23 protein-coding genes are annotated in these 25,135 nt (G+C 54.6%); 20 read left to right on the top strand and 3 right to left on the bottom strand.

Annotated features, from left to right (window positions below):
- Positions 1 to 250 precede the first annotated feature (250 nt).
- Together GFN93_RS15555 and GFN93_RS15560 are read right to left on the bottom strand one after the other, a co-directional pair.
- A complete protein-coding gene (locus tag GFN93_RS15555; RefSeq protein ID WP_153502229.1) occupies positions 251 to 1,207 on the bottom strand; it encodes a hypothetical protein in 957 nt (318 codons plus the stop codon).
- A 363-nt stretch (positions 1,208 to 1,570) separates the two neighbouring features.
- Positions 1,571 to 3,010, bottom strand: coding sequence for a site-specific integrase (locus GFN93_RS15560; RefSeq protein WP_153502230.1), 1,440 nt, complete (start codon positions 3,008 to 3,010; stop codon positions 1,571 to 1,573).
- Between the two features lie 471 nt (positions 3,011 to 3,481).
- Between GFN93_RS15560 and GFN93_RS15565 the strand changes: the two genes are divergently transcribed.
- The 13 genes from GFN93_RS15565 (at position 3,482) to GFN93_RS15625 (ending at position 14,645) form a co-directional block, all read left to right on the top strand.
- On the top strand, positions 3,482 to 4,492 hold the full coding sequence (locus GFN93_RS15565) for a DUF5924 family protein (RefSeq protein ID WP_153502231.1): 1,011 nt from the start codon (positions 3,482 to 3,484) through the stop codon (positions 4,490 to 4,492).
- 605 nt (positions 4,493 to 5,097) lie between these two features.
- Positions 5,098 to 5,406 (top strand): DUF6980 family protein, encoded by a 309-nt coding sequence (locus tag GFN93_RS15570; RefSeq protein WP_153502232.1) that lies wholly within the window; start codon positions 5,098 to 5,100, stop codon positions 5,404 to 5,406.
- Positions 5,407 to 5,452: 46 nt separating this feature from the next.
- Positions 5,453 to 5,998, top strand: coding sequence for a hypothetical protein (locus GFN93_RS15575; RefSeq protein WP_153502233.1), 546 nt, complete (start codon positions 5,453 to 5,455; stop codon positions 5,996 to 5,998).
- A 79-nt stretch (positions 5,999 to 6,077) separates the two neighbouring features.
- On the top strand, positions 6,078 to 6,389 hold the full coding sequence (locus GFN93_RS15580; RefSeq protein WP_153500839.1) for a hypothetical protein: 312 nt from the start codon (positions 6,078 to 6,080) through the stop codon (positions 6,387 to 6,389).
- A gap of 125 nt (positions 6,390 to 6,514) precedes the next feature.
- Entirely contained in the window at positions 6,515 to 6,955 is a 441-nt protein-coding gene (locus GFN93_RS15585) for a hypothetical protein (protein WP_153502234.1), read from the top strand.
- A gap of 68 nt (positions 6,956 to 7,023) precedes the next feature.
- Positions 7,024 to 7,554: a DUF4240 domain-containing protein gene (locus GFN93_RS15590; RefSeq protein WP_153502235.1), complete on the top strand. Its 531-nt coding sequence runs from the start codon at positions 7,024 to 7,026 to the stop codon at positions 7,552 to 7,554.
- 100 nt (positions 7,555 to 7,654) lie between these two features.
- Positions 7,655 to 8,080 (top strand): hypothetical protein, encoded by a 426-nt coding sequence (locus tag GFN93_RS15595; protein WP_153502236.1) that lies wholly within the window; start codon positions 7,655 to 7,657, stop codon positions 8,078 to 8,080.
- A gap of 26 nt (positions 8,081 to 8,106) precedes the next feature.
- The gene (locus tag GFN93_RS15600; protein ID WP_153502237.1) at positions 8,107 to 8,391 is read left to right on the top strand and encodes a hypothetical protein; all 285 of its coding nucleotides are present in this window, start codon (positions 8,107 to 8,109) and stop codon (positions 8,389 to 8,391) included.
- Between the two features lie 70 nt (positions 8,392 to 8,461).
- Positions 8,462 to 8,770 carry a putative quinol monooxygenase gene (locus GFN93_RS15605; RefSeq protein ID WP_153502238.1) on the top strand — a complete coding sequence of 103 codons (309 nt, stop codon included), beginning with the start codon at positions 8,462 to 8,464 and terminating at the stop codon, positions 8,768 to 8,770.
- Positions 8,771 to 8,798: 28 nt separating this feature from the next.
- Positions 8,799 to 9,392: a glutathione S-transferase family protein gene (locus GFN93_RS15610; RefSeq protein ID WP_153502239.1), complete on the top strand. Its 594-nt coding sequence runs from the start codon at positions 8,799 to 8,801 to the stop codon at positions 9,390 to 9,392.
- An 80-nt stretch (positions 9,393 to 9,472) separates the two neighbouring features.
- Entirely contained in the window at positions 9,473 to 9,874 is a 402-nt protein-coding gene (locus tag GFN93_RS15615; RefSeq protein ID WP_153502240.1) for a hypothetical protein, read from the top strand.
- A 356-nt stretch (positions 9,875 to 10,230) separates the two neighbouring features.
- Positions 10,231 to 13,380, top strand: a complete 3,150-nt coding sequence (locus GFN93_RS15620; protein WP_153502241.1) for a hypothetical protein — start codon at positions 10,231 to 10,233, stop codon at positions 13,378 to 13,380.
- A gap of 11 nt (positions 13,381 to 13,391) precedes the next feature.
- Complete coding sequence (locus tag GFN93_RS15625; RefSeq protein WP_153502242.1) at positions 13,392 to 14,645, top strand: patatin-like phospholipase family protein; 1,254 nt, start codon at positions 13,392 to 13,394, stop codon at positions 14,643 to 14,645.
- A 14-nt stretch (positions 14,646 to 14,659) separates the two neighbouring features.
- Here the strand turns inward: GFN93_RS15625 and GFN93_RS15630 are convergent, their stop codons facing one another.
- Positions 14,660 to 15,817: a YbfB/YjiJ family MFS transporter gene (locus GFN93_RS15630; protein ID WP_153502243.1), complete on the bottom strand. Its 1,158-nt coding sequence runs from the start codon at positions 15,815 to 15,817 to the stop codon at positions 14,660 to 14,662.
- Positions 15,818 to 16,340: 523 nt separating this feature from the next.
- Here GFN93_RS15630 and GFN93_RS15635 point away from each other — a divergent pair.
- From GFN93_RS15635 to GFN93_RS15665, 7 genes are all read left to right on the top strand, one after another.
- Positions 16,341 to 17,702 (top strand): CmpA/NrtA family ABC transporter substrate-binding protein, encoded by a 1,362-nt coding sequence (locus tag GFN93_RS15635; protein ID WP_153502244.1) that lies wholly within the window; start codon positions 16,341 to 16,343, stop codon positions 17,700 to 17,702.
- A gap of 30 nt (positions 17,703 to 17,732) precedes the next feature.
- Positions 17,733 to 18,734 carry an ABC transporter permease gene (locus GFN93_RS15640; RefSeq protein WP_153502245.1) on the top strand — a complete coding sequence of 334 codons (1,002 nt, stop codon included), beginning with the start codon at positions 17,733 to 17,735 and terminating at the stop codon, positions 18,732 to 18,734.
- A gap of 80 nt (positions 18,735 to 18,814) precedes the next feature.
- A complete protein-coding gene (locus tag GFN93_RS15645; protein ID WP_153502246.1) occupies positions 18,815 to 19,654 on the top strand; it encodes an ABC transporter ATP-binding protein in 840 nt (279 codons plus the stop codon).
- A gap of 154 nt (positions 19,655 to 19,808) precedes the next feature.
- Positions 19,809 to 20,987, top strand: a complete 1,179-nt coding sequence (locus tag GFN93_RS15650; RefSeq protein ID WP_153502247.1) for an alginate export family protein — start codon at positions 19,809 to 19,811, stop codon at positions 20,985 to 20,987.
- A 43-nt stretch (positions 20,988 to 21,030) separates the two neighbouring features.
- On the top strand, positions 21,031 to 23,010 hold the full coding sequence (locus GFN93_RS17595; RefSeq protein WP_153502248.1) for an FAD-dependent oxidoreductase: 1,980 nt from the start codon (positions 21,031 to 21,033) through the stop codon (positions 23,008 to 23,010).
- 9 nt (positions 23,011 to 23,019) lie between these two features.
- Positions 23,020 to 24,360, top strand: coding sequence for a cytochrome c3 family protein (locus GFN93_RS15660; RefSeq protein ID WP_235902086.1), 1,341 nt, complete (start codon positions 23,020 to 23,022; stop codon positions 24,358 to 24,360).
- Positions 24,361 to 24,402: 42 nt separating this feature from the next.
- Positions 24,403 to 24,996 carry a Tll0287-like domain-containing protein gene (locus tag GFN93_RS15665; protein WP_153502249.1) on the top strand — a complete coding sequence of 198 codons (594 nt, stop codon included), beginning with the start codon at positions 24,403 to 24,405 and terminating at the stop codon, positions 24,994 to 24,996.
- Positions 24,997 to 25,135: the final 139 nt, after the last annotated feature.

Genomic DNA, 25,135 nt, shown 5'->3' on the forward strand with positions numbered 1-25,135 from the left:
ATGCGGCTCTTTTTTATTCCTATTAAAAAATAGTTTCATATTTTTTTGTTTTGTCAAATTATTTCTTCTTAAATATCAACTATTGTTTGCCACATTTTTTACCACATCAGAATAGAGCGAAGTGATATTCTAACTGTAAATTAGTGGTTTACCACATTTTGCTACTGCTCGCACAGAGCAGTGTTTTAATAAAAGTCGAGACGGCCACTTTCTCAGTGATTGAGTTGTTTTCCTTCTGCTTTAAATAAGATTAGAGTTTTTTTATTATTCTTCCTGCGGACTTGAGATCTTTTTCTGTTATCTCTGACTGAAGTTTCTTGAAACTGTTGAGTTGTTCTTCATAGTCTTGTCCTGCCTTGAATGCCTCTTCCAATTTTTCAAAAGCCAAAAGCATTGGCTGGATCTTTGTGTTGTGCAATTCTTCTAAATCTTGATATTCAGACAATCTTTCTTCTTGCTCTTTCAGATTGAGTTTCTTTGCTGTTATGTCTTTATCAAGATTGTGAACCAAACGCCTGACTTTATCGTATCTGTTGATTATTTCGCTGAGCTTCTTGCTGACAATAAACGTGTCTTTATCTAAGTGCTTTCTATTTCTCTCTCCTTTACTGATACCTCTACGAAAACCAAGGGGTTTGAATGCCTCTGCGGCCATATCTTGCATTTTCACAAAGTTATGGTTGAGCGGCAGAGTCTTGCCGTTTTCGTCCTTCCCCTTCTTCATTAAGTCTCTAAGAGGCGCTTTTTTCTTCTTAAAGTCATAATTAAAGAAGTGCACGTGAGCATGTATATTTCGCTTGAATTCGCCCGTTTTCTCGTCTGTATGACCTTCATCGAGGTGAAGCTCATAGCCTAAAGGCTGGAAGCCGAAATCTGCGTGTATCGCTTTAATATAGCGCTGCATACATTCGTCAAACTCTTTCTTTCCGGGCTTTCTCTCTTTGAATTGATCTTCTGAGAAAACGACAACGTGCTCAAAAAGCACATTCATCTTGTCCTGTGGTTTTCTTCCTGAAACGGCTTTGTATTGCGCCATACAGTCGTCTAGCGACTGGTAACGCATTCCAAAGTTATAAGGAGTGTATTTCTCTACTACGTTGGGTGAGTTGCTGTGCTTTCGGTAGCCGTGTGCCAGCACTTTCTGTGCTGCACCGCTCTTGTAGTATTGTGTTCTTACTGCGACGAAGTTCTTTTTATTCTGACTCATGCTTATCCAGTTCTTTATGATAATAAAATTATCATTTTTCAACTGGATCGCAAGAGCCAGATTTAACTCACTAAAGCATAACCCGCTCCGCTCTTGTTATGCAGTGAGCCAAAGAGGCTTCGCCCCTTCTGGAATCCCCGGAAAAGAAAAAATCAAAATCAATTAAAGCAGTGGTCGTGTTTTGTGTGGCTTAAATAAATGTCAAGCGAAGCGAGACGGCAAGCGCAATTATCCACTTGTGGACTAATTGCTACTGCTTGCACAAATTGAGTATGGCTCATTTGCTACTGCTTGCAAATTTTCTCTAATGTTCTGCTTTAGAAGAAAATTGCACGCCATCTAATGCAGTGCTTTAGTAGAGATTCAAAATATTTTTAGAGTCGATATTGCTTTGAGCTTTTGTTTGGCATTAGGCCCAGCCGAATAAACGTCAAACGTAATGGTGCCGGTCTCATGCCCTACGATTGAAGCAATCGTTAGGCCGGGTATGTCGTTATTTTGCAGTAAGGTGATGAAAGATTTTCGCAGACTGTGAAAAACGTGTTCTTCCCCATATCCCAGAGATTTTTTCAGTCTTCCAAACTGTTTGCTTAGGGAATCAGATCGCTTGCCGTACTTGTTTTTACCGGACGCTGGCAGAAGGAAATCACCATCTGCCTCTTTCGTCAGACGCTTTATCAAAGGCTTTAAAACACGATGTACTGGAACAATCCTTTCTGCATTGCTGGTTTTCCCGTCTCTTATATACAGACAATCAACCCCGTCATCATTGATCAAGTCAGAGACTTTCAACTGGCAAAGCTCTTCAATCCTTGCCCCGGTGTAGGCCCCCAGAGCAATCAGATCCGCCAGCGCCTGGCGGCGCGGCAAGGCTTGGGCAGATTGGTGAAGTTTCTGAATATCAGCAACAGTAAAGGCTTTTCGCTCTTTCTTGCGAACGCCCCTGATTTCTTCAAAGTCGTGATTCTCGAACGGGTTAGCTTGCTCTTGGTGATGTTGCTTGAACGTCTTGTCTTTCTTAATCGCCCACTTCCAGAAGCTATTCCCGGCAAACAAATGCTGTTTCTTGGTTTTGTTGGCGCAATCCAGCGTGTCTAGGTATGCCTCAATGCTTTCGTGGCTAAGGTCTCGATGGTTTTCTTCTAGCCAAACTTTGAGCTTTTTGAGTCTGCTTAACTGCATATCTACTGTTTTGCCTACTATCCCCCGTTTACGTTGGTACTCTTCAAAAGAATCCAGCCGGGTAATCGTGATTGGAGACTTTGCCCTGTAATGGCTTGGGTCTTTGAGAATCTGGCCAACTTCCTTTTGATTTACAGGGTTGATGGCTGTAACAACTTCCCCTTGCAGTAACTCAGTCAATTCCTTTTGGAACTGTACCCAGTTTGCAATATCCATCGCTTTGCCCTGATATTTCTGCACCAATGGCAAAACTGCTTCATAGTCCAGCCCGAATGAATCCAGCTCCTTCACCAGCTCAAAACTGGCCTCATTCGCTTCTTTCGTCTTTCCAAGGGCTGACAGCCGCACCGATTCATTTAAGTACGTCTCAATAGCCTGAGAGGCCAAATATGCCCCCTCTCGCTGACTTTCTCCCAAGTCAGGCGTCAAACCCCTTGCCTCAGCTATTGCGTCCCGCCATGCGCTTAAAAACGGCAATTTCAGCCGTTGGGCTTCTTGCTTCGATCCAGTCTTGAGACTTGCAGTGTATTCCCTCCGGTTTAACACCGGGCGAACGTCAGCAGGGACGGAGAGACGGACATACCAACTACCGCCCCGGAGGATGAGGTTATCGCTTGCCATAGCTGTTCAATTTTTAGCCTGATTTAGCAAAATTGTAGCAGCGGAGAGACTCATTTTGTAGCAAGAATTTGTAGCAAACCTGCCTTTAACTCCTTGAAAATAAAGAAAAACAATAACTTAACCCCTTAAAATAGAGAGTCCCGCCCTCTCCGCCATATTTTGAAAACGCCCCGCACTGCGGGGCGTTTTTGTTTCTGCCGCCCGCAAAATCTCTCCACAGCTTTTTGTAGCAGCCCAGCTTGCCTGGGCGAAGCAGGCGAAAGCCTGGCAGCAAGGTTGCGAGAGTTGGTGAGGGTGGCGACAGGAAAGCCGGGAAGAGCGGGAGGGTTGTTCATACTCGTCCGCCCCCGCCAAGAGCGGTGGTGATAGCGCAGGCGGTGGTCGCCGCTGTTTGTAAATCTCCCTAAAATTCCGGCCAGCGTTGGAACCTGCATTGGCAATCGCCATCAAATCGTTACCTTAAACCGGAGAATGGCTTTGTCTCAGACGCTGCAAGCGATAGCCGACCGACTTTACCGCATCCGCCACCTGTGGGCGGTAGTCAGTTTTGCGTTGGGGCTGGGCAGTTATTTTCTGGTGGAGCGCCAATCGTGGCTGGCGGCCGTACTCACGGGCTTCCTGGTACTCAGCTGGTTGCTGTTGCTGACAGAAGGGTTGTGGCAGCAGCGGTTTGCCGGCACGGCCATGGAAGGGATGTCGCAGGGTCTGCTCAAGTTGATGCTGCAGGCCGTGCATCAGGAAGCCTTCTTCTTCAGTTTGCCTTTCGTGCTGCTGCAATGGTCCGGGGGCGCGGAATACATTCTCTTCACCACCCTGGTCATCAGCGCCGCTCTGATGAGCATCATTGATCCGATTTACTTCTGGCTGGCCCGTCACCGTGCCCTGTATTTCGGCTTTCATGCCTGGGCCTTGTTCGTGGCTCTGCTGGTGTTGCTGCCGCTGATCTTCCATTGGGAAACCGACACGGCGCTGACCTGGGCGGGTTGGCTAACCGCCCTGTTTGCCTTGCCCAGCTTCTGGCGCTTTGGCGGGCCACGAAAATGGTTTCGCTGGGCAGGCTTGGTGGCGGTGTCAGTCATGATCGCGCTGTCCCCCCGCTGGCTGGCCCCGCTGGTGCCGCCACTGACCTTGTCCCTGCAGGATCGGGCCATGGCGCTGTCGTTCAGCCGTACTGAGCGGCGGCCACTGGTCACCGGTGAGGTCTTCACCAGCACAGAAGTGAAGGAAGGCCTCTATGCCTACACGGCGATCAAGGCCCCGCTGGGACTGGGGCAGCAGGTTTACCATTACTGGTTCCAGAATGGCGAGCTGGTGGATCGCATCCCGCTCAAGGTCTACGGCGGCCGTGATTCCGGTTTCCGGACCTGGTCCCACAAGAAACATATCCCGCTGCCCTCAGAAGGCAGCTGGCGCGTGGAAGTACGCACGGAAGACAATCAGATCATCGGCGTGATGCGGTTTTATATTACGCCAGGCGTCTGAAGCCGGGCGCCAGCGCAAACTTGCCACGAAGCCCCCTGTCGGAACCGAAGTGCAACGGAGCTAACGCACTGACTGTGGCCCGAAGGGGTCGGCGAATGGCACGCGAGCCTGACCAGACCAGGAAACCAGGAACCCTCACCTTCAAGTCGAGGGTCTGGATGGCCGTAACTCGATTACAGGCACTCGCTACCCCGCTTCAATACACCCTCGTAGTGCCCGGAAAAACACCCTCTCTATAGCAGTGCCCATAGCCCAGTAACGTACGCAGGCCGAGCGAAGTAAACGGCGCGAAGCGCAATGGCAGAATGATATCCATCGACCCTGCTCAACAGACGGGCCCATAATCTTTGTAGGATATGGCTTACAGAAAAAGCTAACCGGTTGATATAGAGTCAATTTCTGGATGGCATGAAATTGCGAGTAAGCACGATCGTGCGGGTATTATGTCGAACGTTCGCGATTTGTCAGTTGGGATACGTTCTTATTTTCAACGTAACGAGTTGTCTTTGAAGTGAAAACCAAACACAACCGCGTTGTGGCGAAAATAATTATGTCGAATTGAGTTAAGTCGATTGGTTCGTCTTAATACGCTGTTAAGTGAAAATATGACAAAGCATTGCTGTGCCGACATGGATCGTTCAATGCGCATGGATTGCGATGTCCATGAGAGCGCTTACGATTGCCCGGACGTTTTGGTCTCATATGTTCCGAGGTTTGATGAGTACGGCCTGATCATCCATGACGGCGGGACTTCTTCGATTGAAATAGTATTCTGCCCCTGGTGCGGAAGAAAACTTCCTGAGTCCAAGCGGGATCAGTGGTTTGATGAGTTAGAGAGGCTGGGTTTTGATGATCCAGCTCTGCAGGAGATACCCGATGCTTTCAAAAGCGACGCATGGTACAGGGACACTTAACAAGGCTGAGCACGCGACAAGCGCGTGTCAGCGGCGTTAAATCGTTATGAATATCGAGTCACGACTAAATGAGTTGCCAGATTTCGCTACATCCGTTGTTGAGGTGGCGCGGTCTTTGTTGAGTGTGGGAGAAATTGAAACTGGCAAGGATTATTTCAAGCTTGGAAATGACAAAGCTGTTGCCCCAATGTACTCCGCCATGACTATCTGGGACGGAAGATCTGAAGATGAGTTGGCGTCACACCTAGGCCGCTTTGATTTTGAAGTTCCCTCTATGTATAGAGAGATTTACTCAAGCTTTGCCGGTCTAAGTATTTATGACCTCGACATTTTCGGCACACTTGTTTATCCGGGCCTTCAGCCACTTGATATTGTGGCCGCGAATCAATTTTGGCGAAATCCTTACAAGTCAGGAAGACATCTCTTTCATTTCGGTGGTCGAAGCTATACAGCCTCTGATAATGCTGGGTACTTCATACGTGCTGACGCAATTGAAGTGCAGACAGAAGAGGGTGCTATCCTGGAGAAATATGATTGCCTTTCCGATTTTTTTCATAATGAAGTCGCCATTGTTTCTGCTGGAAAGGCATAGATTTAACAAGAATCTGCAGCCGACCGCTTCGCGCCGGCTGAGCTAAGCGTTAAGTGCTATGAGGCTGATACCAATAACTATGCTTCTCATTGCTTCAGCTTCTGTATTTGCTGAGCCTGATATTGAGAGTGCAGTGAGAAGCTTGTTGGCTGGGGAAGCCGCTGTTATCGAACATGTTGGGCCCAGTCTGCAAGCCAAGATTGATTCACTGCCTGATAACTGCTCAGTTGAAGTGGTTATTGGCGATGCTGAATACCCCATCGGTGATGGAGAGGCCACCCATCATTCACTCGTAGAGTGCGGAGCTTCAGGTGGTATAGGTTTGAGGCTTAAAGCGTTGGGAAGTAATGATTACCGTGTGCTTGGCTTTTGGAGTCTGTCAGGCACTTAACAAGTACCTCCAGGCCGACCTTCGGTGGCTGAGGCGGGCGTTACGTTGATTAGATCATGAGAATCTGGGTGCTTTTGGTGGTTGTCATGTTGTGCGGGTGTACTGTTCTAGCCAAGGATGAGTACATGGCTGTTTCCGATCCCGCTGGATATAAGCACTATGATTTCGAGCAACTGGATTGCTATGAAACTGAAGGCTTGGAGGTTTGCTCGCGCCCCTTCAAGAGCAAATCATTAATGATTGGTGTCGTTGTGCCAATCTGGCCGCAATTTTCCAGAGGAAGGCTTTCTTACGATATCGAGCGGGATCGCTCCGTCCGAGTTAGGAACACGTCGGAAGGTATTGCTAAGTTGGTCTTGTTCTCGTCTGCGGCTGGTTGCGAGTATGAGGAAAGCTCCATCACATGCGCAGAGCTAGATAATTTTGAGCTGATGCCTAGCGAGAGCGTTTGGATGAAACTGCCAAAGCATGATGGCCTCGAAATACGAACTGATTTTGAGGGCAAAGGAAGCATCATTCAATTGCGCACAAAGACACGGCTCAATATCCATGCCGTATCTGTGTAAAACGTAACAATAAGCAGCAGGCCGACCTTCGGCGGCTGTGCTGGGCGTTAACTCACTGAGGGAATATCGTGAACGAAGAGGAATTTTGGAAGCTGGTTGAGTCTTCAGGTTCTCCAGATAAATGTTCTCCAGATGAGCAGTGCGAACGAATAACCGAACAGCTTTCGGGAAAGTCAAAGGAAGAACTGGTGTCCTTTGCCAACATACACAGAGAGATGCTGTCTAAGGCCTATACTTGGCCGATGCTTAAAGCTAGCTTTATCATACTCAGCTATATATCAGATGACGCATTTGAAGATTTTCGAAACTGGGTAATTCTCAACGGAAAGCAACGGTTTTACGAAACCCTTGAAAGCCCTGACAAAATTGCAAGTTATATACAGGTTCAAGATCCAGTTGAAGAAGTAACAGGCGAGGCTTTGTTGTATGTGTGCGATGAAGCATGGGATGGAGACATTGAGGATTTAGAAGAAGAATATGTCTATCCAAAAGACCCGTTGATCGAAGAAGATTGGCCTTCGGAAAACGAGCTAAAACAAGAATTCCCGGAGCTATATGATCAATTCTGGGATGAAGAGAATGTCAGGACACTAAATTAAGAGTTAACAAGCGGCTCCACCGGACAAATTCTAGTGTCACCTTTTTTGTTCCAAAAAAGTCGCCAATAAAATTCCTCGGTAAGCCGGGCGTTAGGTTTTTATGAGATTAATCATCGCTTTCGTATTGTCTGCTCTGGCGCCGACGTTAGTGGTGGCGGTGCCATATTTGATAGATCAGTTTCTGCGGTACGAATTAGATGAATACATAGCGATAAGAACGGGAAAGGTTTTTATCGTGGTCTTTGTATATTCGGCTTTGCATGCAGCCATGCTTGGTTTGCCCGGCTACATGATCTTGAAAGCCCTGGGAAGGCTAAATCGTTTATCGGTCTATGTAGGAAGCTTCATTGTTGGTGCGATACCAATGAGTGTGATGTTTACGGTTGAGGCCTGGGGGCGAAATAAAGCAGATGAGGTGGTTCTTATGCTGCTTATCTTTGGGGGTATGGGGCTCATCGGTGGAATTGTATTCTGGGGAGCAAAACCTAACAAAAAGCAGCAGGGCGACCTTCGGCGGCTGTGCTAGGCGTTATATCTTAGGGAATGGTGGTCATGGGCAGGCAGGTAGAGTTTTCTGCATTTGAGGCTCTTTCCGTGCTGTGGTCAGGGTTTGAGCCATGGCAGAAGGTAGTGATCCCGGTGGTACTTGTAATGGCCGTTGGTATGGCTGCTTACCGTGGGTTTGTAGAGCGAAAGGATCCTGAGGTAAAGGAGGCCAAACGGAGCGGGCCATTCGCCTATTTTGGCCTTGGCAATGATGACCTCAAGCTGTTCCTGGTTGGCGGTGGGTTATTTATATTAATGATTGTTGCTGCTCAATTTTTGGTGGCGATATAACAAGCGATTGCGCCCATCTTCTGACTCTGGCCACGACTATAAGATTAGCAACACCACTGAGACCCAATTCATGGAAGAAAAAGTCGCTGTTTTCGGATTTCTCCGTTTCCCGCCGGCATCCATCCCTGCTGTCCGCCCCTTTCTGGCGGAATTCGTTCGGGCCACCCGCGCCAACGATGGTTGTCTTGCCTATGATGTGGCTGAGGATCTGGCCGAGCCCGGGTTGATTCGCTTTTCCGAGCTGTGGCCGGATCATGCGTCACTGGATGCGCATCTGGTGGCGCCGCATATTGTGCCCTGGCGCGCGGCCGCAAAAGAGCTTGGGTTGCTGGAGCGGCAGTTTACCGCCTATGACATAGCGGGCGCTCGGCCGGTCTAGTTCCCCGTTTTTTCGCAAAGGACATTGCATGAGAATCTATGGTGATAGCCAATCCGGGAATTGCTACAAGGTGAAGCTGGTTTGCCACTTGCTGGAACGGGAGTATGAATGGGTAGAGGTGGATATCCTGGCTGGTGAGACTCGCTCCCCGGATTTTTTGTCCCGGAACGCCAACGGCAAGATCCCCCTGTTGGATCTCGGTGATGACGGTTACCTGGCTGAATCCAATGCCATCATTAACTACCTGGCCGCAGGGTCTGCGCTTTATCCCGCAGACGCACTGACCCAGGCCAGAATCCAGCAGTGGCAATTCTTTGAGCAGTACAGCCATGAGCCTTTTATTGCGGTAGCCCGCTTTATCAACAAATATCTGGGACTGCCGCCGGGCCGTGCTGATGAGTATGCGGCCAAACAGGAAGGCGGGCATAAGGCCTTGCAAGTGATGGAGCGACAGCTGCATGGCGCGGATTATCTAGTGGGAGACGTCATTACGACGGCGGACCTCGCTCTGTACGCTTATACCCACGTGGCGCACGAGGGGGGCTTTGACCTGACTACTTACCCTGGCATCCAGGCCTGGTTGGGACGAGTGGCATCGCAACCGGGTTTCACTGAAATGTGATCCCCTTGTGTGCCGAGCAGGGATCTGTTGATGATACCTGTTTATCCTTGTTTGTAGCTCGCCAGCCAACAGGAGCCACCATGCATACACTGATTGCGGCGCTCACCTACTTTTTTCTGGTTTTTGCGGTGGGCTTTGCCCTTGCCCTGATCCGCATACCCTTTCTGGTTCCCCGGCTGGGTGAGCGGTGGGCGGAGCTGCTGGAGTTGCCTTTCATGCTGCTGGCGAGTTTTCTCGCAGCCCGCTGGCTGGTGGAGCGTTTTGTGCTGGTGACAGCGGGGCAACGTGTCGGAGCAGGCTTTATCGCCTTGACGATAATGGTGCTGGCCGAGCTGACCTTGACCGTGGCGATGGGCCAGCCGGTGGTGGATTACGTTGCGGGTCGTGACCCGGTATCCGGGCCGGCTTATCTGGTGTCGCTCTTGCTGTTCGCCTTGATGCCGCTTTTGGTGGGGCACCGTAGCGGCGCTCATCCACACTAAAACCGTTCCTGACTCAACGACGGCAGAAAAACGGTGGTGCCTGGCTGCGCGACTGCAGACCCCATCCACCGGGGCGAACACGGCTGCTGATTGTCAGCAATCCCTCCGTCACTTGGCCCCAATAGTCCGTCCGATTCCATAACTGGCGATGAGTGCGGCCAGGGCCATACAGGCCGGCTGGAGTACTGCCGCGGTACGGATAAAGGGTTGTGCCGTCAAAGGCGTGGCGTGTAAGCCATTTCGTATAGTGTTCTATTTGTGATTGCTTTCTCAGTTTATGGCTATGCCCTCTACTAGGGTGGCTTCATTGTGCACGGATCGCACATCAACACCTTTGAAGAGAGCGAGGGATCGCCATGGAAACGCTTTTTAATTTTATTCATATTCGTCCACCCGTGGAGCCCAGAGAGGACATCACTCCTATTTCGCTGGCCGCCGAAACCAGCTTTCAGGAGAAGCTGCGCGAGGCGGCTAACTCCGACGACCCACGGGAAAAGATCAAGGCACAAGCCCGAAAATTTGTTGCCAGCAAGGCCTTCATCGGGACTCGTGAGAATCTGCTTTTTGCCTCCCAGTTGCGTAGCGTGGGGGCCGCGTTTGATGCCTTGCAGGATGAGTCGTCGCTTGATCCCGATGATCTGGTTGCAGCGGTACAGGAAGCGTTTGGCAAGTCTCCTGCGGAACTGGTCGCCATGGCACAGTTTCAGAAGGAACTGAGTGCGCTTCGGGATTCTATTCTTGCCATCAAGTTTCTTCCTGAGGAGCACCGCCGTCCTCTGCATCATATTGCCCAGGCGTTGCGCGACATGATGTTGTTCGAGGTGCTGGCAGAGGATGCGCATCAGGTTGATCTGCCGGAGCGACTTCGCACCTACCGCCAGCGTAGCCTGTTGATGCCCGAGGGGCTTTCGCTTGGCTCGATTCTGCGCTCGCCACGGAAAAAGAAAGACGCCGATCCGGATGAAACCCGCAAGGCGTTTGACGAGGGCATGGCCCGTTTCAAGGGCATACTGGGCGCGATTGATGAACTGACACGGATTGATGGACAGAAACTGGTTCAGTCTCCGGTGAAGGCCAGCAAAGCACTGCAGCCCCCCAAGGCGCTTCAGCCACAAAGTATTCTCAAGGCCGCCTTTGACAAGGGGTACTCGCCATATCTGTCGCCGCTGCAAAGCGCGATCGCCTCGTCGTCTTCCCGGGTCAGTCCGAACCTGAGTCGTGCCGTTGCGGGTACGGATAACGCAGAGATGCTTGCCCGAGTGGCTCAGATCGATTTCTCCACCCCGTTGGTGATGGCGGACAAGGCGCCAATGATGGCGCGCACAACCTTTGCGGGGCGAACAGCCTTTGAGCCGACCAAGCCGGAGAGTCGGTCTTTTCTGATGACCCCGGAGGCCGGACGAAAACTCAGCAAAAGCACTCAGGAAGCGCTCAAGGGGCGCAACCTGGACGTCATGGCCCAGCCGGTGGATGAAGTGGTCAGCCAGTTGCGTGTGGAAGCGGCCGCGGTGGGGCAACAGCTGGAACAGCTGGCGGATCCTGGTGTGCACCGTACCTTCAAGCGCATTGGCAACACCATGGTGCTGATTAACTCTCCGATTGCGACCCCCTGGGTCATGACCAGTATGGGCTACTCTCCCGGGATCTTGTTTCCGTTGCCCGAGCTGCTCCCACTGGACGTTCGGGTACCGCGTAGCCACGGTGATGTGAAGCCGGTGGGGGTGGCGGATCTGCTTGTGGTCAAGCAGTTCCTCAAGCGTTATGAAGCCAGGGATATTGCGCATATCGAGAATGTGCTGCAGGGGGAGGGGAAGGAGCGTACCCACCGCCGTCGCAACCAAACCGAAGAGCTGACATTCCGTGAAGTGGAAACCACGACCAGCGAAGAGCGCGAGCTGGAATCCACGGACCGTTTTGAAATGGCCCGGGAAAGTAGTGAAACAATCCAGGAGGATGCCAAGCTCAAAGCCGGGATGAGCATCACGGCCAAGTACGGCCCAGCAGTGGAGTTTTCTGCCAGTGTGGAAGGCTCTTACTCTCGTTCCAAAACGGAAGTGACCAAATCGGCATCCACTTTTTCCAAGGAAGTCACGCAGCGTAGTTCAAAGAAAATTGCCGAACGGGTGCTTGAGCGCGAGTCGCGCAAGATCACCACGGAAGTGGAAGAAACCAATAAGCATACACTCGACAACACGGGTGGCGATGGGCATGTCCGGGGCATCTACCAGTGGATAGAGAAGGTATATGAAGCGCAGATGTTCAACTATGGCCTGCGTACCATGTTTGATTTCATGGTGCCGGAGCCGGGCGCATTCTTGCTTGAGGCCCTGCGTCGTGCTCATGTCAGTGCGACGGAGCTGGTCAAGCCCATGCCTTTCAACATCCGGCCGGATCAGCTCACGGAGTTCAACTATCACTCCTGGGTGGCCGCCTACCATGCCACCGACGTGACGCCCCCGCCGGAGCCGTATATCACCAAGTCGCATGACTACAATGCTGGTGGCGGCGACGACAAGACTGACTACAACCATTCCAGCCAGATTCAGATTGATGAAGGCTACCGTGCCATTTACGCCACGGTAGGCGTGGTGGGCAATACCTGGTCTGAGAATGCCGATGTGGATGTTGTGGTAGGGCAGCGTGGCAACCGTATTTCCAATGCGGGTATTCGGGTTTGGCACACCTCTCTGGATAACGAGGTGCTGGCGATCCCTATCGCCATCAACAGTTTTGATCACTCTGATCTGGCGATTGCGATTGAGGTGAAATGCCAGCGTACCGACCGGGCCATGGCCAAGTGGCGCCATGAAACCCATGCAAAACTCACCACCGCCTACCTGGCTCGACTTGCCGAATATGAAGAGAAGCTGGCAGCGCTGAAAGCTGAAGCGGGCATTGTGATTGAAGGTAAAAGCCCGGCGTTGAATCAGGAAATCATGGTGGATGAACTGAAGAAAGCCTGCATCAGCATCATGACAGAACAGCACTACGAGCTTTTCAATGCGATTGAGGCGGGCAGCAATGGCATGCCCCAGGTCAATTTGTGGGAGAACGAAGCGGAAGGCCCGTATGTACGCTTTTTCGAGCAGGCATTTGAATGGGAGCAGATGACCTGGCTGACCTACCCCTACTTCTGGGGTCGTAAATCCCAGTGGAGTGATCGCATTGCCATGGAAGATGCGGACCCGCTGTTCAATCAGTTCATGAAGGCGGGCTATTGCCGGGTGGTGGTGCCGTTGCGTCCTGGCTTCGAAGGAGCGGTGGACCATTTCATGAACTTTGGTGAGCCCTGGATGGGTGGGCCCCTGCCAGCGGTGACCAGTGATCTTTATCTGCCCATTGCCGAGGAGATTGCCGAGCGTTTGGGACGCCCCGGGGAAGAGATTCCGGAAGGCGAGCCCTGGGAGGTGCGGTTTCCCACAAGCCTGGTGCGTCTGCGTGATGATGGCAGCTTGCCAGCCTGGGAAAAGGATGAGGAAGGAAACTGGCTACCGGTTGACGGCTAACGGGGGCTGGCATGCAGATTTCCAGACCACAGGATGTGGAGTACCTGGCGCTGGAAGGTGGCGGTGGCAAAGGGGTGACTTACCTCGGTGCCATCCGTGCGCTGGAGAGCATGGGGGTACTCCCCATCGACATCAACCGTCCGGGTCAGAACCAGATCAAGGGTATCAGTGGTGCTTCGGCAGGTGCTATTACGGCCCTGATGTTGGCGATGGGGCTCGATTCCAATGAGCTGCAACGCATCCTCAGCAATGCGTCCACATTTACAGGATTTTTTGACGGCCCGAATCCAGGGTTCTATCGCACCATCGACAGCCGAAATCAGCCACAGATGAAAACCGATGCGCCTGCAGGCGCATCGGTGGCGAGCTTTCTCACTGCCCGGCAGCAAAGCATTTCTGGGTGGTCGCAACTGGCGGGAATGTTTGGTGCCCTGGTGAGTAGCGGCGCTTTTGGCCCTACCAGCGATCCGATGGTGCGCCAGCTCGCTCAGCATCCTCAGGGATACCTCTATAATCTGGTGTTTGACCGCGGCCTGTTTCCAGGCTTTGCACCACGACGTTTCCTCAGTGGAGCGGTGGCGGGGTACCTGTCCCAGCGTATTCTTCAGAGCACGGGAGGGGTGATTGTCTCTGGAGCCGGTGCGTTAAACTTCCGCCAGTTTTTCCAGCTCACCGGTGTAGATCTGGTCATTACCGGTGCCAATATCACCCGCCATCGTCCTGCGGTGTTCTCGAAACGTCACACGCCGGATTTTCCTGTGGCCGAGGCGGTGGGCATTTCCATGAACCTGCCGCTCATCTTCAAGCCGGTGAAGGTAGAGGCCAATGTTCCCACCGGGCAGTACAACCAGAATGCGGATGACTATCACGGCCTGTGGGTAGACGGTGGCATCCTCAATAATTTTCCACTGCATGCGTTCGATCACCTGTCGCCACAGGTGTCTTCCCGGTACCCGGCGTTGCGGCCCCTGAACCCCAACATGCTCGGGTTGCGTCTTACGGAAGGGCCTCCCGGTCATGGAGGCACTTCATCGACTACGGGCACGTTCTCGGTATTGCTGGAGCATCTGGGCAATATCGTGAATACGGTGCTTTATCCGTCGGAACAGGGGCAGATTCGAACAACCGAAGAGGAAGACCAGAGTATCGATCTCTATACCTATGATCTGGAGACAACGAACTTTGCGCCATCACAGTCACAGAGCGCGACGCCGATCCGGGAGGCGGAACGGGCGGTGCAGCGATATTTCGGGCAAACCCCCTAAATCCGTGAGTGGCGCTACTGGAACCGGACCTTTGCCAGAGGCAACAACAATAGTGCCGCGCCCACCAGCGCCGCCGCTGCGCCAAGCAAGCCCGGCGCAAAGCTGCCGCTGCTTTCCAGCATTCTTGCCGTGACCACCGGCCCCAGTATTTGCCCCACACCATAACAGGCGGTGAGCGCACCCAATGCCATGCTGGCGGCGTGGGGGGCCAGCTGGCGGCCGCAGTACATGCTCAGCGCGACCACAGCGGTGAAGGTGCCGCCTACCAGCAGGCCGCTGGCGACCAGCCCGGTGAGGCCGGGTAGCCAGGCCGGGGCACTGACGCCCATGGCTTGCACCACCAGCGCCATCATCAACGCGTTGCGCTCGCCGGTACGGCTGGCCAGTTTGCCCCACAGCAGGTTGGCAGGGACGGCGGCCAGGCCAACGGCCAGCCAGGTATAGAAGGCGGCGTTGTCCAGGTTCGGTAGCTGTTGCTTGGCAATCACGGGCAGGTAGGTGGTGCTGGTGATATAGCCGAAGCCGGCCAGGGAATAACTGGCAATGAGAAAGCCCATTGCCTTGCGGTTCACCGGGACGCGGGTATGGGCGTGTTCGCGAGCATGGGGCAGGGCGGGGATCACACGCAGGAAGGCCATCAGCAGCAGGGCCAGGCTGCCGCAGGCAAACCACATCAGCGGGTAGCTGCCCTGCAGGCGCTCGATCAACGCCACGGTGAGCGCGGCGATGCTGATGCCAAGGCCGATGCCGGCGTAATGGATATTGCCCAGCCGGGCGCGCAGGTGGTTGGGCAGTGCACCCAGCACCAAGGCGGAGCCGTTGACCATGATGATGGCGCTGGCGATGCCGGCCAGGAACCGGTTGATAGCCCAGGGAATAAAGGTGCTGCTCAATGCCATAAGCAGGCTGGTGATGACGCTGATCCACAGCGCGGACCAGAAAGCGGTGCGGGCGCGATGGGCGGGAACGGCCATGGCGAGCATGGCGCCAAGCAGGTAGCCACCGTAGTTGATGGCAGCGAGATACCCACCGGTGACCGCAGTAAGGGGGGTATCGGCAATCATGTCCGGTAGGGCGGGGGTAAACAGGAAGCGCCCAATCCCCAGCGCGATGACCAGACTAAAGGCGCCAGCGAGGGCAATGCGAAGGGCGTCTTTGTCGTGTTGGGCCATGCCGGATTCTCAGGTAGGTAACTTCAAATAATGTCGCGCTGTGGCGTTGCGCAGCCTATCAGGTTACGCGCTATTGCTCTGCCTGTTTCGAATGATGTTCATTATTTCCCGCAGTGATAATTAGCCATTGGTCGCCCGCGGTGCGCGGTTTTTTCACCATGCTGGCGCAAAATCGGGGCTCTGCCGGGTGTGGTCGGCTTTGCAGCATAACAGTGATGCATTTTGGTGATCACGAAATGATTCAGAACAGTGCCTGCTGTGCAATTTATGGGCGTGCTTACCTTGAGTGAGGAATGTGTGAATAGTTAACTTGCTGAAAAAGCTGCGTTTTTAAAGTTGGCACAGCAATTGCCTTAGTCATGGCATCGCAGCAACAGCGCTGTGACCAAATTACTTCTTCGTGATCAATGGCGATCACGACAAGATTCGAGCAAAGGCGCTCAAGGAAACTGGTCAACGATGACCGGGTTCCCTGAGCGCTTTTTTTATGCCTGCGGGATAGCGGGCGAATGAGGGAAGACTGATGAAAAAGTTTATTCGCACAGCAATTACTGCATTGACGGTAGGGCTCTCGGCTAGCGCCATGGCGGACGACTCTGTGGGCTGGCCGGAGAAGGCTGACCTCAAGTTTGGCTTTATCAAGCTGACGGATATGGCGCCGCTCGCCGTGGCTTATGAGAAAGGGTACTTCGAAGAGGAAGGCCTGTTTGTGACCCTGGAAGCCCAGGCGAACTGGAAAGTATTGCTGGACCGGGTGATTGACGGTCAGCTGGATGGCGCGCACATGCTGGCAGGCCAGCCGCTGGGCGCCACCATCGGGTACGGCACGGAAGCGCACATCATTACCGCATTCAGCATGGACCTGAACGGCAACGGCATCACCGTTTCCAACGCGGTATGGGAAGAAATGAAGAAAAATATTCCCAGCGAAAACGGCAAGCCGGTGCACCCGATCAAGGCGGATGCGTTGAAGCCGGTGGTGGAAAAATACAAGGCCGAAGGCAAGCCCTTCAACATGGGCATGGTGTTCCCGGTATCTACCCACAATTATGAACTGCGTTACTGGCTGGCTGCCGGTGGCCTGAACCCGGGTTACTACGCGCCACACAAAGGCGATACCAGTGGCCAGCTACAGGCTGACGTACTGCTGTCCGTGACTCCGCCGCCGCAAATGCCGGCCACTCTGGAAGCGGGCACCATCTATGGCTACTGCGTGGGTGAGCCCTGGAACCAGCAGGCGGTTTTCAAGGGGATTGGTGTACCGGTCATCACCGACTACGAAATCTGGAGAAACAACCCGGAAAAAGTGTTCGGTGTGAGCAAGGGCTGGGCTGACAAATATCCCAACACGCACATTCGTGTGGTGAAGGCGATGATCCGTGCGGCCAAGTGGCTGGATGAGAACAATAACGCCAACCGTCCTGAAGCGGTGAAGATCCTGTCGCAGCCGAACTATGTAGGTGCGGACTACGATGTGATCGCCAATTCCATGACGGGTACCTTCGAGTACGAAAAAGGCGACAAGCGTGAGGTGCCGGACTTCAACGTGTTCTTCCGCTACAACGCGACCTATCCCTATTACTCCGATGCCATCTGGTACCTGACCCAGATGCGTCGTTGGGGTCAGATCAGCGATACCAAGCCGGATAGCTGGTACATGGATATTGCCAAGAAAGTGTATCGCCCGGACATCTATGCCGTGGCGGCCAAGGCGCTGATCGAAGAAGGCAAGATCGGTGCAGACGAATTCCCGGACTTTGCTACCGAGACGGGTTACAAGCCGCCGCAGAAGGGCTTCATCGACAACATTACCTATGACGGTCGCAAGCCCAATGAATACCTGGCGAAGTTCCCGATTGGTCTGAAAGACGGCGACAAGCTGTAAGACGCTGACGTCGAGCGAGGAGAAGCAATCATGGTGACTCTGACATTCCCAACCTGGATGGAACCTTACCGCGCCCTGGCCACCGGCAAGATGTCCGGTGAGCAGTGGCAAGCCCTGCTGCGCCAATTGATCTGGCCGGTAATGGGTGTGGCGATCTTCCTGCTGCTTTGGCAACTGGCTGCCCAGCGTATCGACACTTCGCTGGGGCAGTTCCCGGGGCCGGCGGATGTCTGGGAGCAGGCGGGTTCCCTGGTGGATGAACACCAGGCATCCCGTGCCAAGGAAGCGGCGTTTCATGAACGCCAGGAGAAGTACATTGCTTCCCGGTTGCAGCAGCAGCCCGAGTGGGAACCGGTCTATCGGGAGTACACCGGTGCGCCGACGTTCTTTGATCAGATTGGCACCAGTCTGATCACGGTCATGAGTGGCTTCCTGTTGGCGTCCATGATTGCGATTCCCCTCGGCATTGTGATCGGCCTGAGCAGTACCGCCCACGCGGCCATGAATCCTCTGATTCAGTTGTTCAAGCCGGTCTCTCCGCTTGCCTGGTTGCCGCTGGTGACCATGGTGGTGAGTGCGGTTTATGTGACGGACGATCCGTTGGTGGCCAAGTCATTCCTGACCTCCATGTTCACCGTGACGCTGTGTTGCCTGTGGCCGACATTGATGAATACCTCTGTAGGAGTGACGTCTGTTAGCCAGGATCTGACCAATGTCTCAAAGGTGCTGCGGCTGAATGCATGGAGCCACATTCGCAAGATCGTATTGCCCTCGGCGCTACCGATGATGTTCACCGGTCTGCGTTTGAGTCTGGGCATTGCCTGGATGGTATTGATCGCCGCCGAGATGCTGGCGCAAAACCCGGGGCTGGGGAAATTCGTCTGGGATGAATTCCAGAACGGTAGCTCCCAGTCATTGGGCCGGATCATGGTTGCCGTGATTGTGATTGGCCTGATTGGTTTCCTGCTGGATCGCCTGATGCTGATGCTGCAGCGCGCTCTGGTGTGGGACAAGTCTTCTGTACAGCGCTAACTATGATCCCTGTACAGCTGCATGCTTCAAACCACGCTGAGCACACAGACAGCAGTACAGAGGCCTCAAGGAGAAAACACATGAAAGCTTTACTGGAACTCTCCAACGTCGGCATGAAGTTCGACACACCGAAAGGCACTTTCGAAGCGCTGAAAGAGGTGAATCTGAAAATTGATTCCGGTGAATTCGTCTCTCTGATCGGACACTCCGGTTGCGGTAAATCCACGGTGCTGAACATTGTGGCCGGCTTGCTGCAGGCCACCGATGGCGGGGTGATTCTCGACAAGCACGAAGTGACCGAGCCGGGTCCGGAGCGGGCGGTGGTTTTCCAGAACCATTCGCTGCTGCCCTGGCTGACATCGTTTGAAAATGTGGAGCTGGCGGTCAAGCAGGTTTTCAAGAAAACCAAGAGCAAAGCCGAGATTCGTGATTGGGTGGAACACAACCTGGAGCTGGTGCACATGGCCCATGCCATGCACAAGAAACCGGATGAGATTTCCGGCGGCATGAAGCAGCGCGTGGGCATTGCCCGGGCACTGGCCATGCAGCCCCAGGTGCTACTGATGGATGAGCCGTTCGGTGCGCTGGATGCGCTGACCCGAGCCCACCTTCAGGATTCCCTGATGGAAATTCATGCCCAACTGGGCACCACGGTGATCATGATTACCCACGATGTGGATGAAGCGGTATTGCTCTCTGATCGCATCGTCATGATGACCAACGGCCCGTCCGCCACCATTGGTGAAATCCTTGAGGTGAACCTGCCTCGTCCACGGGATCGCCTGGCACTGGCGGATGATCCGACCTTTGTGCGTTGTCGTCAGCAGGTGCTGCAGTTCCTGTATGAGAAACAGCGAAAGGTAGAACCGCTACCAAAGCGTGAAAGCCCGAAAGCGGAAGCCGATCGTAAACGGGCATAAATCTGTCTCACTGATTTTTTGAACCAGGGTTGTCTGGCTTGCCGAAAAGCAATTTTCCGCAGGCACAGGGAACCTGCATCCCGAAAACGGGAAAAACCAGTTTTTTGTCCGGAAGGTGTGGTTGTCACCTTCCCAATTTGCCGAGGGAAAAACGATGAAACATTCTGCCATTGCCGCTGGCGTTATTCTTTCCACGCTGGGTTTCACGGGGGCGGCTCACGCCGAGGATGATGCCTTGATTACCGCCCTGAAAGGGGGGACGCCGCTGGTCGACATGCGCCTGCGTTATGAGGAAGTGGATAGCGAAGGGGCGGATGATAATGCTCAGGCGCTCACCCTGCGTACCCGCCTGGGTTACAAGAGTGCCAAGCTTTACGGTTTTGACGTGATGGGGGAATTTGAAGATACCCGCATCGTCGGTCAGGTGGATAACTTTGCCCCGGAGCAGGCAGGTTACCCGGTTATTGCCGACCCTGAAGTGACCGAGCTGAACCGCGCAGCCATCAGCTACACCGGCAGCGACGCGCTGGAAGGCCTGGTGGCTACTTACGGTCGTCAGCGCATCATTTATGACAATGCCCGTTTCATCGGTAATGTGGGCTGGCGTCAGGATGAGCAGACCTTTGACGGTACCAAGCTGGATTACGGTTTCGGTGATTTCAAACTGTCTGCTGCCTACCTCACTCAAGTGAACAGTATTACCCCGGTCTTCGATGCCAATGTGACCAACAATCTGTTTAACGCCAGCTGGACCGGTGCACCCGGTGGTGCCCTGACGGCCTACGCCTACCTGCTGGAAACCGACAACGTGGATGACTCCGATAACGACACCTATGGTCTGCGTTACTCAGGGGCATTTGATCTGGATGCGCTCAAATTGTTGCTGACTCTGGAAGGCGCTCAACAGGAAGTGGAAGCCGGTGATACCGAGTACTACTTCGCGGAACTGGGTGCGGAAGTAGCGGGCGTCACCGTGAAGTTGGCACAGGAAGTGCTGGGTTCTGATGACGGGCTGGTGGCATTCCAGACGCCTCTTGCCACCAAGCATGCTTTCAACGGTTGGGCTGATCTGTTCCTGGCTACCCCGGCTGATGGCCTGGAAGACACCTTTGTGTCTGTGGGTACCAAACTGGCGGGCTTCAAGCTGGCGGCGGTGTACCACGACTTCCAGTCCAATGAAGGCAGCACCGACTACGGTACGGAAACGGACCTGCTGGTGGCGCGTCCGATCGGCAAGCACTACGTGGTGGGCCTGAAGTATGCCGACTACAGCGCGGATGATTTCGGTACCGATACCAGCAAGTACTGGGCCTGGGGCGAACTGAAGTTCTGATCCCCGACCTTCCCCGATCGATCTTCAGGACAGGAGGTTTCAGGTGGAAGCACGACGTTATCAACCGCAACCCCGGGTGCCCGATGCTGAGGCCGCACAGCCGATCATCATTGTCGGCAACGGTCCCGCAGGCATGCAGTGTCTGGTTGAGCTGCGCCGCCGAGGCGTGACCACCGCAGTGAAGCTGTTCGGTGCAGAGCGTTGGGCCCCGTATGATCGCGTCAAGCTTTCCACCTTTCTTTCCGGGTCGACCGGGTTTGATGATCTGACCAATTTGCCGGACGAACTGGATGACTCGGTAGAGCATCTGGTCGGCCGGCCCATCACCGTAATCAATCCTTCCCGCCGTTGGGTGGAAGATTGTCTCGGTCAGCGTCACCACTACAGTGCTCTGGTATTGGCACTGGGCAGTGACGCCCATATTCCTTCCATACCGGGCACAACCTTGTCCGGTGTGTTGCGTTTCCGCGACATGGCCGACGCCCAGGCGCTGATGGCCCGTCGCTTGCGCAGTACCCATACCGTCGTCATTGGTGGCGGTTTGCTCGGTATTGAAGCGGCCCACGGCCTTTGTCGATTCGGTACCCGGGTGACCCTGATCCAGCACGCCGACCGTTTGATGAACCGCCAGCTCGACAGCGAGGCGGCAGATATTGTGGCTGCGAACCTGCGCGAGGCTGGCGTCGATGTTCGACTCAACACCAGTGTGCGGCGTATCGAGGGTAGTGAACGGGTCGAGTCAGTGGTACTGGCGGATGGCTCCACGATGCCCTGCGACACAGTGGTATTTGCCACCGGTATCGCGCCGCGCACCGATTTGGCCCGCAATGCCGGCCTGAAGGTGGCCACCGGCATTCGTGTGGATGCCGCCATGCAAACGTCCGATCCCCACATTTATGCGGTGGGGGAGTGTGCCCAGTTTCAGGACCAGGTGTGTGGCCTGGTGATGCCGGCCTTGCAGCAGGCCCGGGTGGCAGCCGGTTGTCTGGCGGGTGGTACGGACAGTTATACCCCCGTGGCAGACAGCACCTGGTTGAAGGTGATGTCACTGGAAGTCTTCAGCGCCGGGCGGTTTACCGACGAAGAGCGCGGGCTGGTGCATCGCACCCTGGTCTATCGCCATCCAGAGGACGGGATCTATCGTGCGCTGATGTTGCGTACCGGTCGCCTGGTGGGCGTGGTTTCCGTTGGCGCGTGGCCAGAGCGGCAGCAAATTCTCAACCGCATTGCCGATGGCCGTCGCCTGATGCCCTGGGAGCTGCTGCGTTTCCGCTTTACCGGTGAACTCCGTGAAGGTGGCGCAGGTCAGGTCAGCCAGTGGCCTGCGTCCACAGTTATCTGCCAGTGCAAAGGGCTGACCCGTGGCCAGCTGCAAGACTTTATCGGTGAGGGCAGCAATGTCGTCAGCCTGAAGTCCACCAGTGGTGCAGGCACCGTGTGCGGTGGCTGCGAACCCTTGCTCGATAGCCTGTGCTCTGGTGGTGTGGCGGCCGCACGTAAGGTGCCAGGTGGCACCCCGCTGGCCATTGTCTCTGCCATCGCCGCCTGCCTGATGGCGCTGGCGTTCTGGCTGCCGTCTCCTGCGCCGGCCGCTTCGGTGCAGGACATTTCCCTGTTTGAACAGTTTTCCCGCAATGGCCTGTGGCGTCAGTGGAGCGGCTATGCCGTGCTGGTGGCATCAGGTCTGCTGTTGCTGATGTCGTTGAAAAAACGTTTTCCCAAGGTGCCCATGGGTGGTTTCAGTGGCTGGCGCATTGCCCATGCCGTGCTGGGGCTGGCCGCGCTGATGCTGCTCTACTGGCACACCGGTTTTTCCCTGGGCGAAAACCTCAATCGCTGGTTGATGCTGAGCTTTATCGGCACGGCCCTGGTCGGGATGACGGCGGCGTTGCTGACACGGCTGCAGGCGGCGATGAGTGGTGTCGGCTGGCTGCGGCAGGGGAGTGCCTGGCTGCATATTCTGGTGTGCTGGCCGCTGCCAGCATTGCTGATCTTTCACATCGTTTCAGCGTACTACTTCTAAGGGGCGGGGATGATGGGAAGCGCGAAACGCAATCCCGTTCTGTGGGCCATATGGCTGGTTGCCTCGCTGGCACTGGCCATCTGGTTGAGCCTGCAACTGGTGGACGAGGAGGCGCCGAAAACGGCTTTCCTTCCCGGTCCCATGACCCACGGTCATCACCAGATTGAAATGCAGTGCAGCGTTTGTCATGGCGACGGTTTTGACAGTGAAACCACGCTGCAGAATGCCTGTGTGGATTGCCACGGTGAACAGCTCGACGACGCCCAGGACTCCCACCCCAAATCCAAGTTTACCAACCCGCGCAACGCGGATCGGCTGGCCAATGTGGATGCCCGCTTGTGCGTGTCCTGCCATGTGGAGCACCGCCCGGAACTGGACGTGGGCATGGGGGTGACGCTGCCCATGGATATGTGCGCGCATTGTCATGAAGACATCGAGAAGGATCGGCCCAGCCATGAAGGTATGGGTTTCGATACCTGCGCCAATGCGGGCTGCCATAACTTTCACGACAACCGCGCACTGTATGAAGACTTCCTGCTGGCCCATGCGGGTGAGCCCTGGCTGAAGCAACCGGCTCAGCAGGCGCCCCGTGATCTGCTGGCGCGGCAAATGCGCGATGAAGATTTGATGGCATTAATGCGTGGCCATGGCGAGGCGCCCGCCGATGCCGCCGTGCCGGAGCATTGGGATGGCAGCGCCCATGCAGACGCAGGTGTGGCCTGCACCGCTTGCCATGGTGGTGGCGATAACTGGGTCGATTCGCCGGAGCCGCAGCAGTGCGCGACGTGTCATGAGCCGGAGCACGAAGGCTTCCTGCAAGGCCGACATGGCATGCGTCTGGCGCAAGGGTTGTCTCCCATGACGCCTTCACAGTCGGTGCTCAACATGCATGTGGAAGCCAGCCATCGCGAGTTGACCTGTATCAGCTGTCACGGCGCCCACGACTTCGATACCCAGAAGGCCGCCGTGGACAGTTGCATTGGCTGTCACAACGATGAACACAGCAATCAATACCTGCGCTCCCCCCATCACGCACTGTGGAAGCAGGAAAAGCGGGGAGAGTTGCCGCCGGGCAGTGGCGTGACCTGCGCCACCTGCCATATGCCCCGTGAAGAAAAACACGGCGAGATCTTTGTGCAGCACAACCAGAGCCTGACGATGCGCCCGGTGGAAAAAATGGCGCGGCCGGTGTGCCTGCAATGTCACAGCCTGGAATTTTCTCTGGATGCATTAGCGGATCCGCATCTTCTGGAAAACAACTTCAAGGGACAACCTGAAAAGCATGTGCCGTCCATTGATATGGCCGTGGACCGTGACAAGGCTCGGGGCGACAAGAAGGGACCCTACTGATTTGCCTGATTGAACGATTTTAATCCTGAGGAGGTACTACCCATGCAACACGTTATGAAGCAGAAAGTGACCATCCTGATGGCCGCCGCCCTGTCCGCTCTGGTACTGAGCGGCTGTGGTGAAGAAAAGGCCGCGTCTGGCGGCGGTATTGAACCGAAGGTCTACACCGATTCCCTGTTTGCCGTGATGAAGGCAGACCGTACCAACTACACCAAGATGATTATTGGCCGTCTCGGTCCTGCCGGGGCAGACAGCATCAAGCCCCATGAATACTGGGAAGACCTGGAAAACGGTGCACCGCTGCCGGCGCAGATGTTCCGCTACGGGGCTGAAGCCGTCAGTGAAATGACCAGCGACTTTACTTACTCCCTGCAGTCACTGTGGCCGATCAACGCCCAGAATGCGCCAAAGACCGATCTGGAAAAAGAAGGGCTTCAGTTCATCGTGGATAACCCGGGCCAGAATTTCTACGGGGAAGAAACGCTGGGTGATACCACCTACTACACCGCGGTATATCCGGATGTGGCGGTGGCAGCTCCCTGTGTGGCATGCCACAACAACCACAAGGATTCGCCCAAGACCGACTTCGAAATGGGCGATGTCATGGGGGGGGTGGTGATTCGGGTGCCCATGTAAGCGGTGAGTGGGGTGGGAGCTGGTCGGAAGTCTGGCCACGGGCGTCCACCTCACCTGGACTTCATCCCGTTATCAACGTAAGCCGGTTGAAGGACCTTCGCCGAAGATGTCTCGCTACTTTGGGTTGAGAGGCATCTGT

It is taken from the genome of Alcanivorax sediminis, assembly GCF_009601165.1.
In the GTDB taxonomy this organism is placed as follows: domain Bacteria; phylum Pseudomonadota; class Gammaproteobacteria; order Pseudomonadales; family Alcanivoracaceae; genus Alcanivorax; species Alcanivorax sediminis.

What these genes read in the sequence shown, in the direction of transcription:
- GFN93_RS15665 (WP_153502249.1), top strand. Translation starts at nt 24,403, where the DNA reads ATGCAACACGTTATGAAGCAGAAAGTGACCATCCTGATGGCCGCCGCC.
- GFN93_RS15555 (WP_153502229.1), bottom strand. Translation starts at nt 1,207, where the DNA reads ATGAGTCAGAATAAAAAGAACTTCGTCGCAGTAAGAACACAATACTAC.
- GFN93_RS15580 (WP_153500839.1), top strand. Translation starts at nt 6,078, where the DNA reads ATGCTTCTCATTGCTTCAGCTTCTGTATTTGCTGAGCCTGATATTGAG.
- GFN93_RS15630 (WP_153502243.1), bottom strand. Translation starts at nt 15,817, where the DNA reads ATGGCCCAACACGACAAAGACGCCCTTCGCATTGCCCTCGCTGGCGCC.
- GFN93_RS15660 (WP_235902086.1), top strand. Translation starts at nt 23,020, where the DNA reads ATGATGGGAAGCGCGAAACGCAATCCCGTTCTGTGGGCCATATGGCTG.
- GFN93_RS15585 (WP_153502234.1), top strand. Translation starts at nt 6,515, where the DNA reads ATGGCTGTTTCCGATCCCGCTGGATATAAGCACTATGATTTCGAGCAA.
- GFN93_RS15600 (WP_153502237.1), top strand. Translation starts at nt 8,107, where the DNA reads ATGGGCAGGCAGGTAGAGTTTTCTGCATTTGAGGCTCTTTCCGTGCTG.
- GFN93_RS15605 (WP_153502238.1), top strand. Translation starts at nt 8,462, where the DNA reads ATGGAAGAAAAAGTCGCTGTTTTCGGATTTCTCCGTTTCCCGCCGGCA.
- GFN93_RS15595 (WP_153502236.1), top strand. Translation starts at nt 7,655, where the DNA reads ATGAGATTAATCATCGCTTTCGTATTGTCTGCTCTGGCGCCGACGTTA.
- GFN93_RS15610 (WP_153502239.1), top strand. Translation starts at nt 8,799, where the DNA reads ATGAGAATCTATGGTGATAGCCAATCCGGGAATTGCTACAAGGTGAAG.
- GFN93_RS15635 (WP_153502244.1), top strand. Translation starts at nt 16,341, where the DNA reads ATGAAAAAGTTTATTCGCACAGCAATTACTGCATTGACGGTAGGGCTC.
- GFN93_RS15645 (WP_153502246.1), top strand. Translation starts at nt 18,815, where the DNA reads ATGAAAGCTTTACTGGAACTCTCCAACGTCGGCATGAAGTTCGACACA.
- GFN93_RS15615 (WP_153502240.1), top strand. Translation starts at nt 9,473, where the DNA reads ATGCATACACTGATTGCGGCGCTCACCTACTTTTTTCTGGTTTTTGCG.
- GFN93_RS15560 (WP_153502230.1), bottom strand. Translation starts at nt 3,010, where the DNA reads ATGGCAAGCGATAACCTCATCCTCCGGGGCGGTAGTTGGTATGTCCGT.
- GFN93_RS15640 (WP_153502245.1), top strand. Translation starts at nt 17,733, where the DNA reads ATGGTGACTCTGACATTCCCAACCTGGATGGAACCTTACCGCGCCCTG.
- GFN93_RS15625 (WP_153502242.1), top strand. Translation starts at nt 13,392, where the DNA reads ATGCAGATTTCCAGACCACAGGATGTGGAGTACCTGGCGCTGGAAGGT.
- GFN93_RS15575 (WP_153502233.1), top strand. Translation starts at nt 5,453, where the DNA reads ATGAATATCGAGTCACGACTAAATGAGTTGCCAGATTTCGCTACATCC.
- GFN93_RS15620 (WP_153502241.1), top strand. Translation starts at nt 10,231, where the DNA reads ATGGAAACGCTTTTTAATTTTATTCATATTCGTCCACCCGTGGAGCCC.
- GFN93_RS15565 (WP_153502231.1), top strand. Translation starts at nt 3,482, where the DNA reads ATGGCTTTGTCTCAGACGCTGCAAGCGATAGCCGACCGACTTTACCGC.
- GFN93_RS15570 (WP_153502232.1), top strand. Translation starts at nt 5,098, where the DNA reads ATGACAAAGCATTGCTGTGCCGACATGGATCGTTCAATGCGCATGGAT.
- GFN93_RS15650 (WP_153502247.1), top strand. Translation starts at nt 19,809, where the DNA reads ATGAAACATTCTGCCATTGCCGCTGGCGTTATTCTTTCCACGCTGGGT.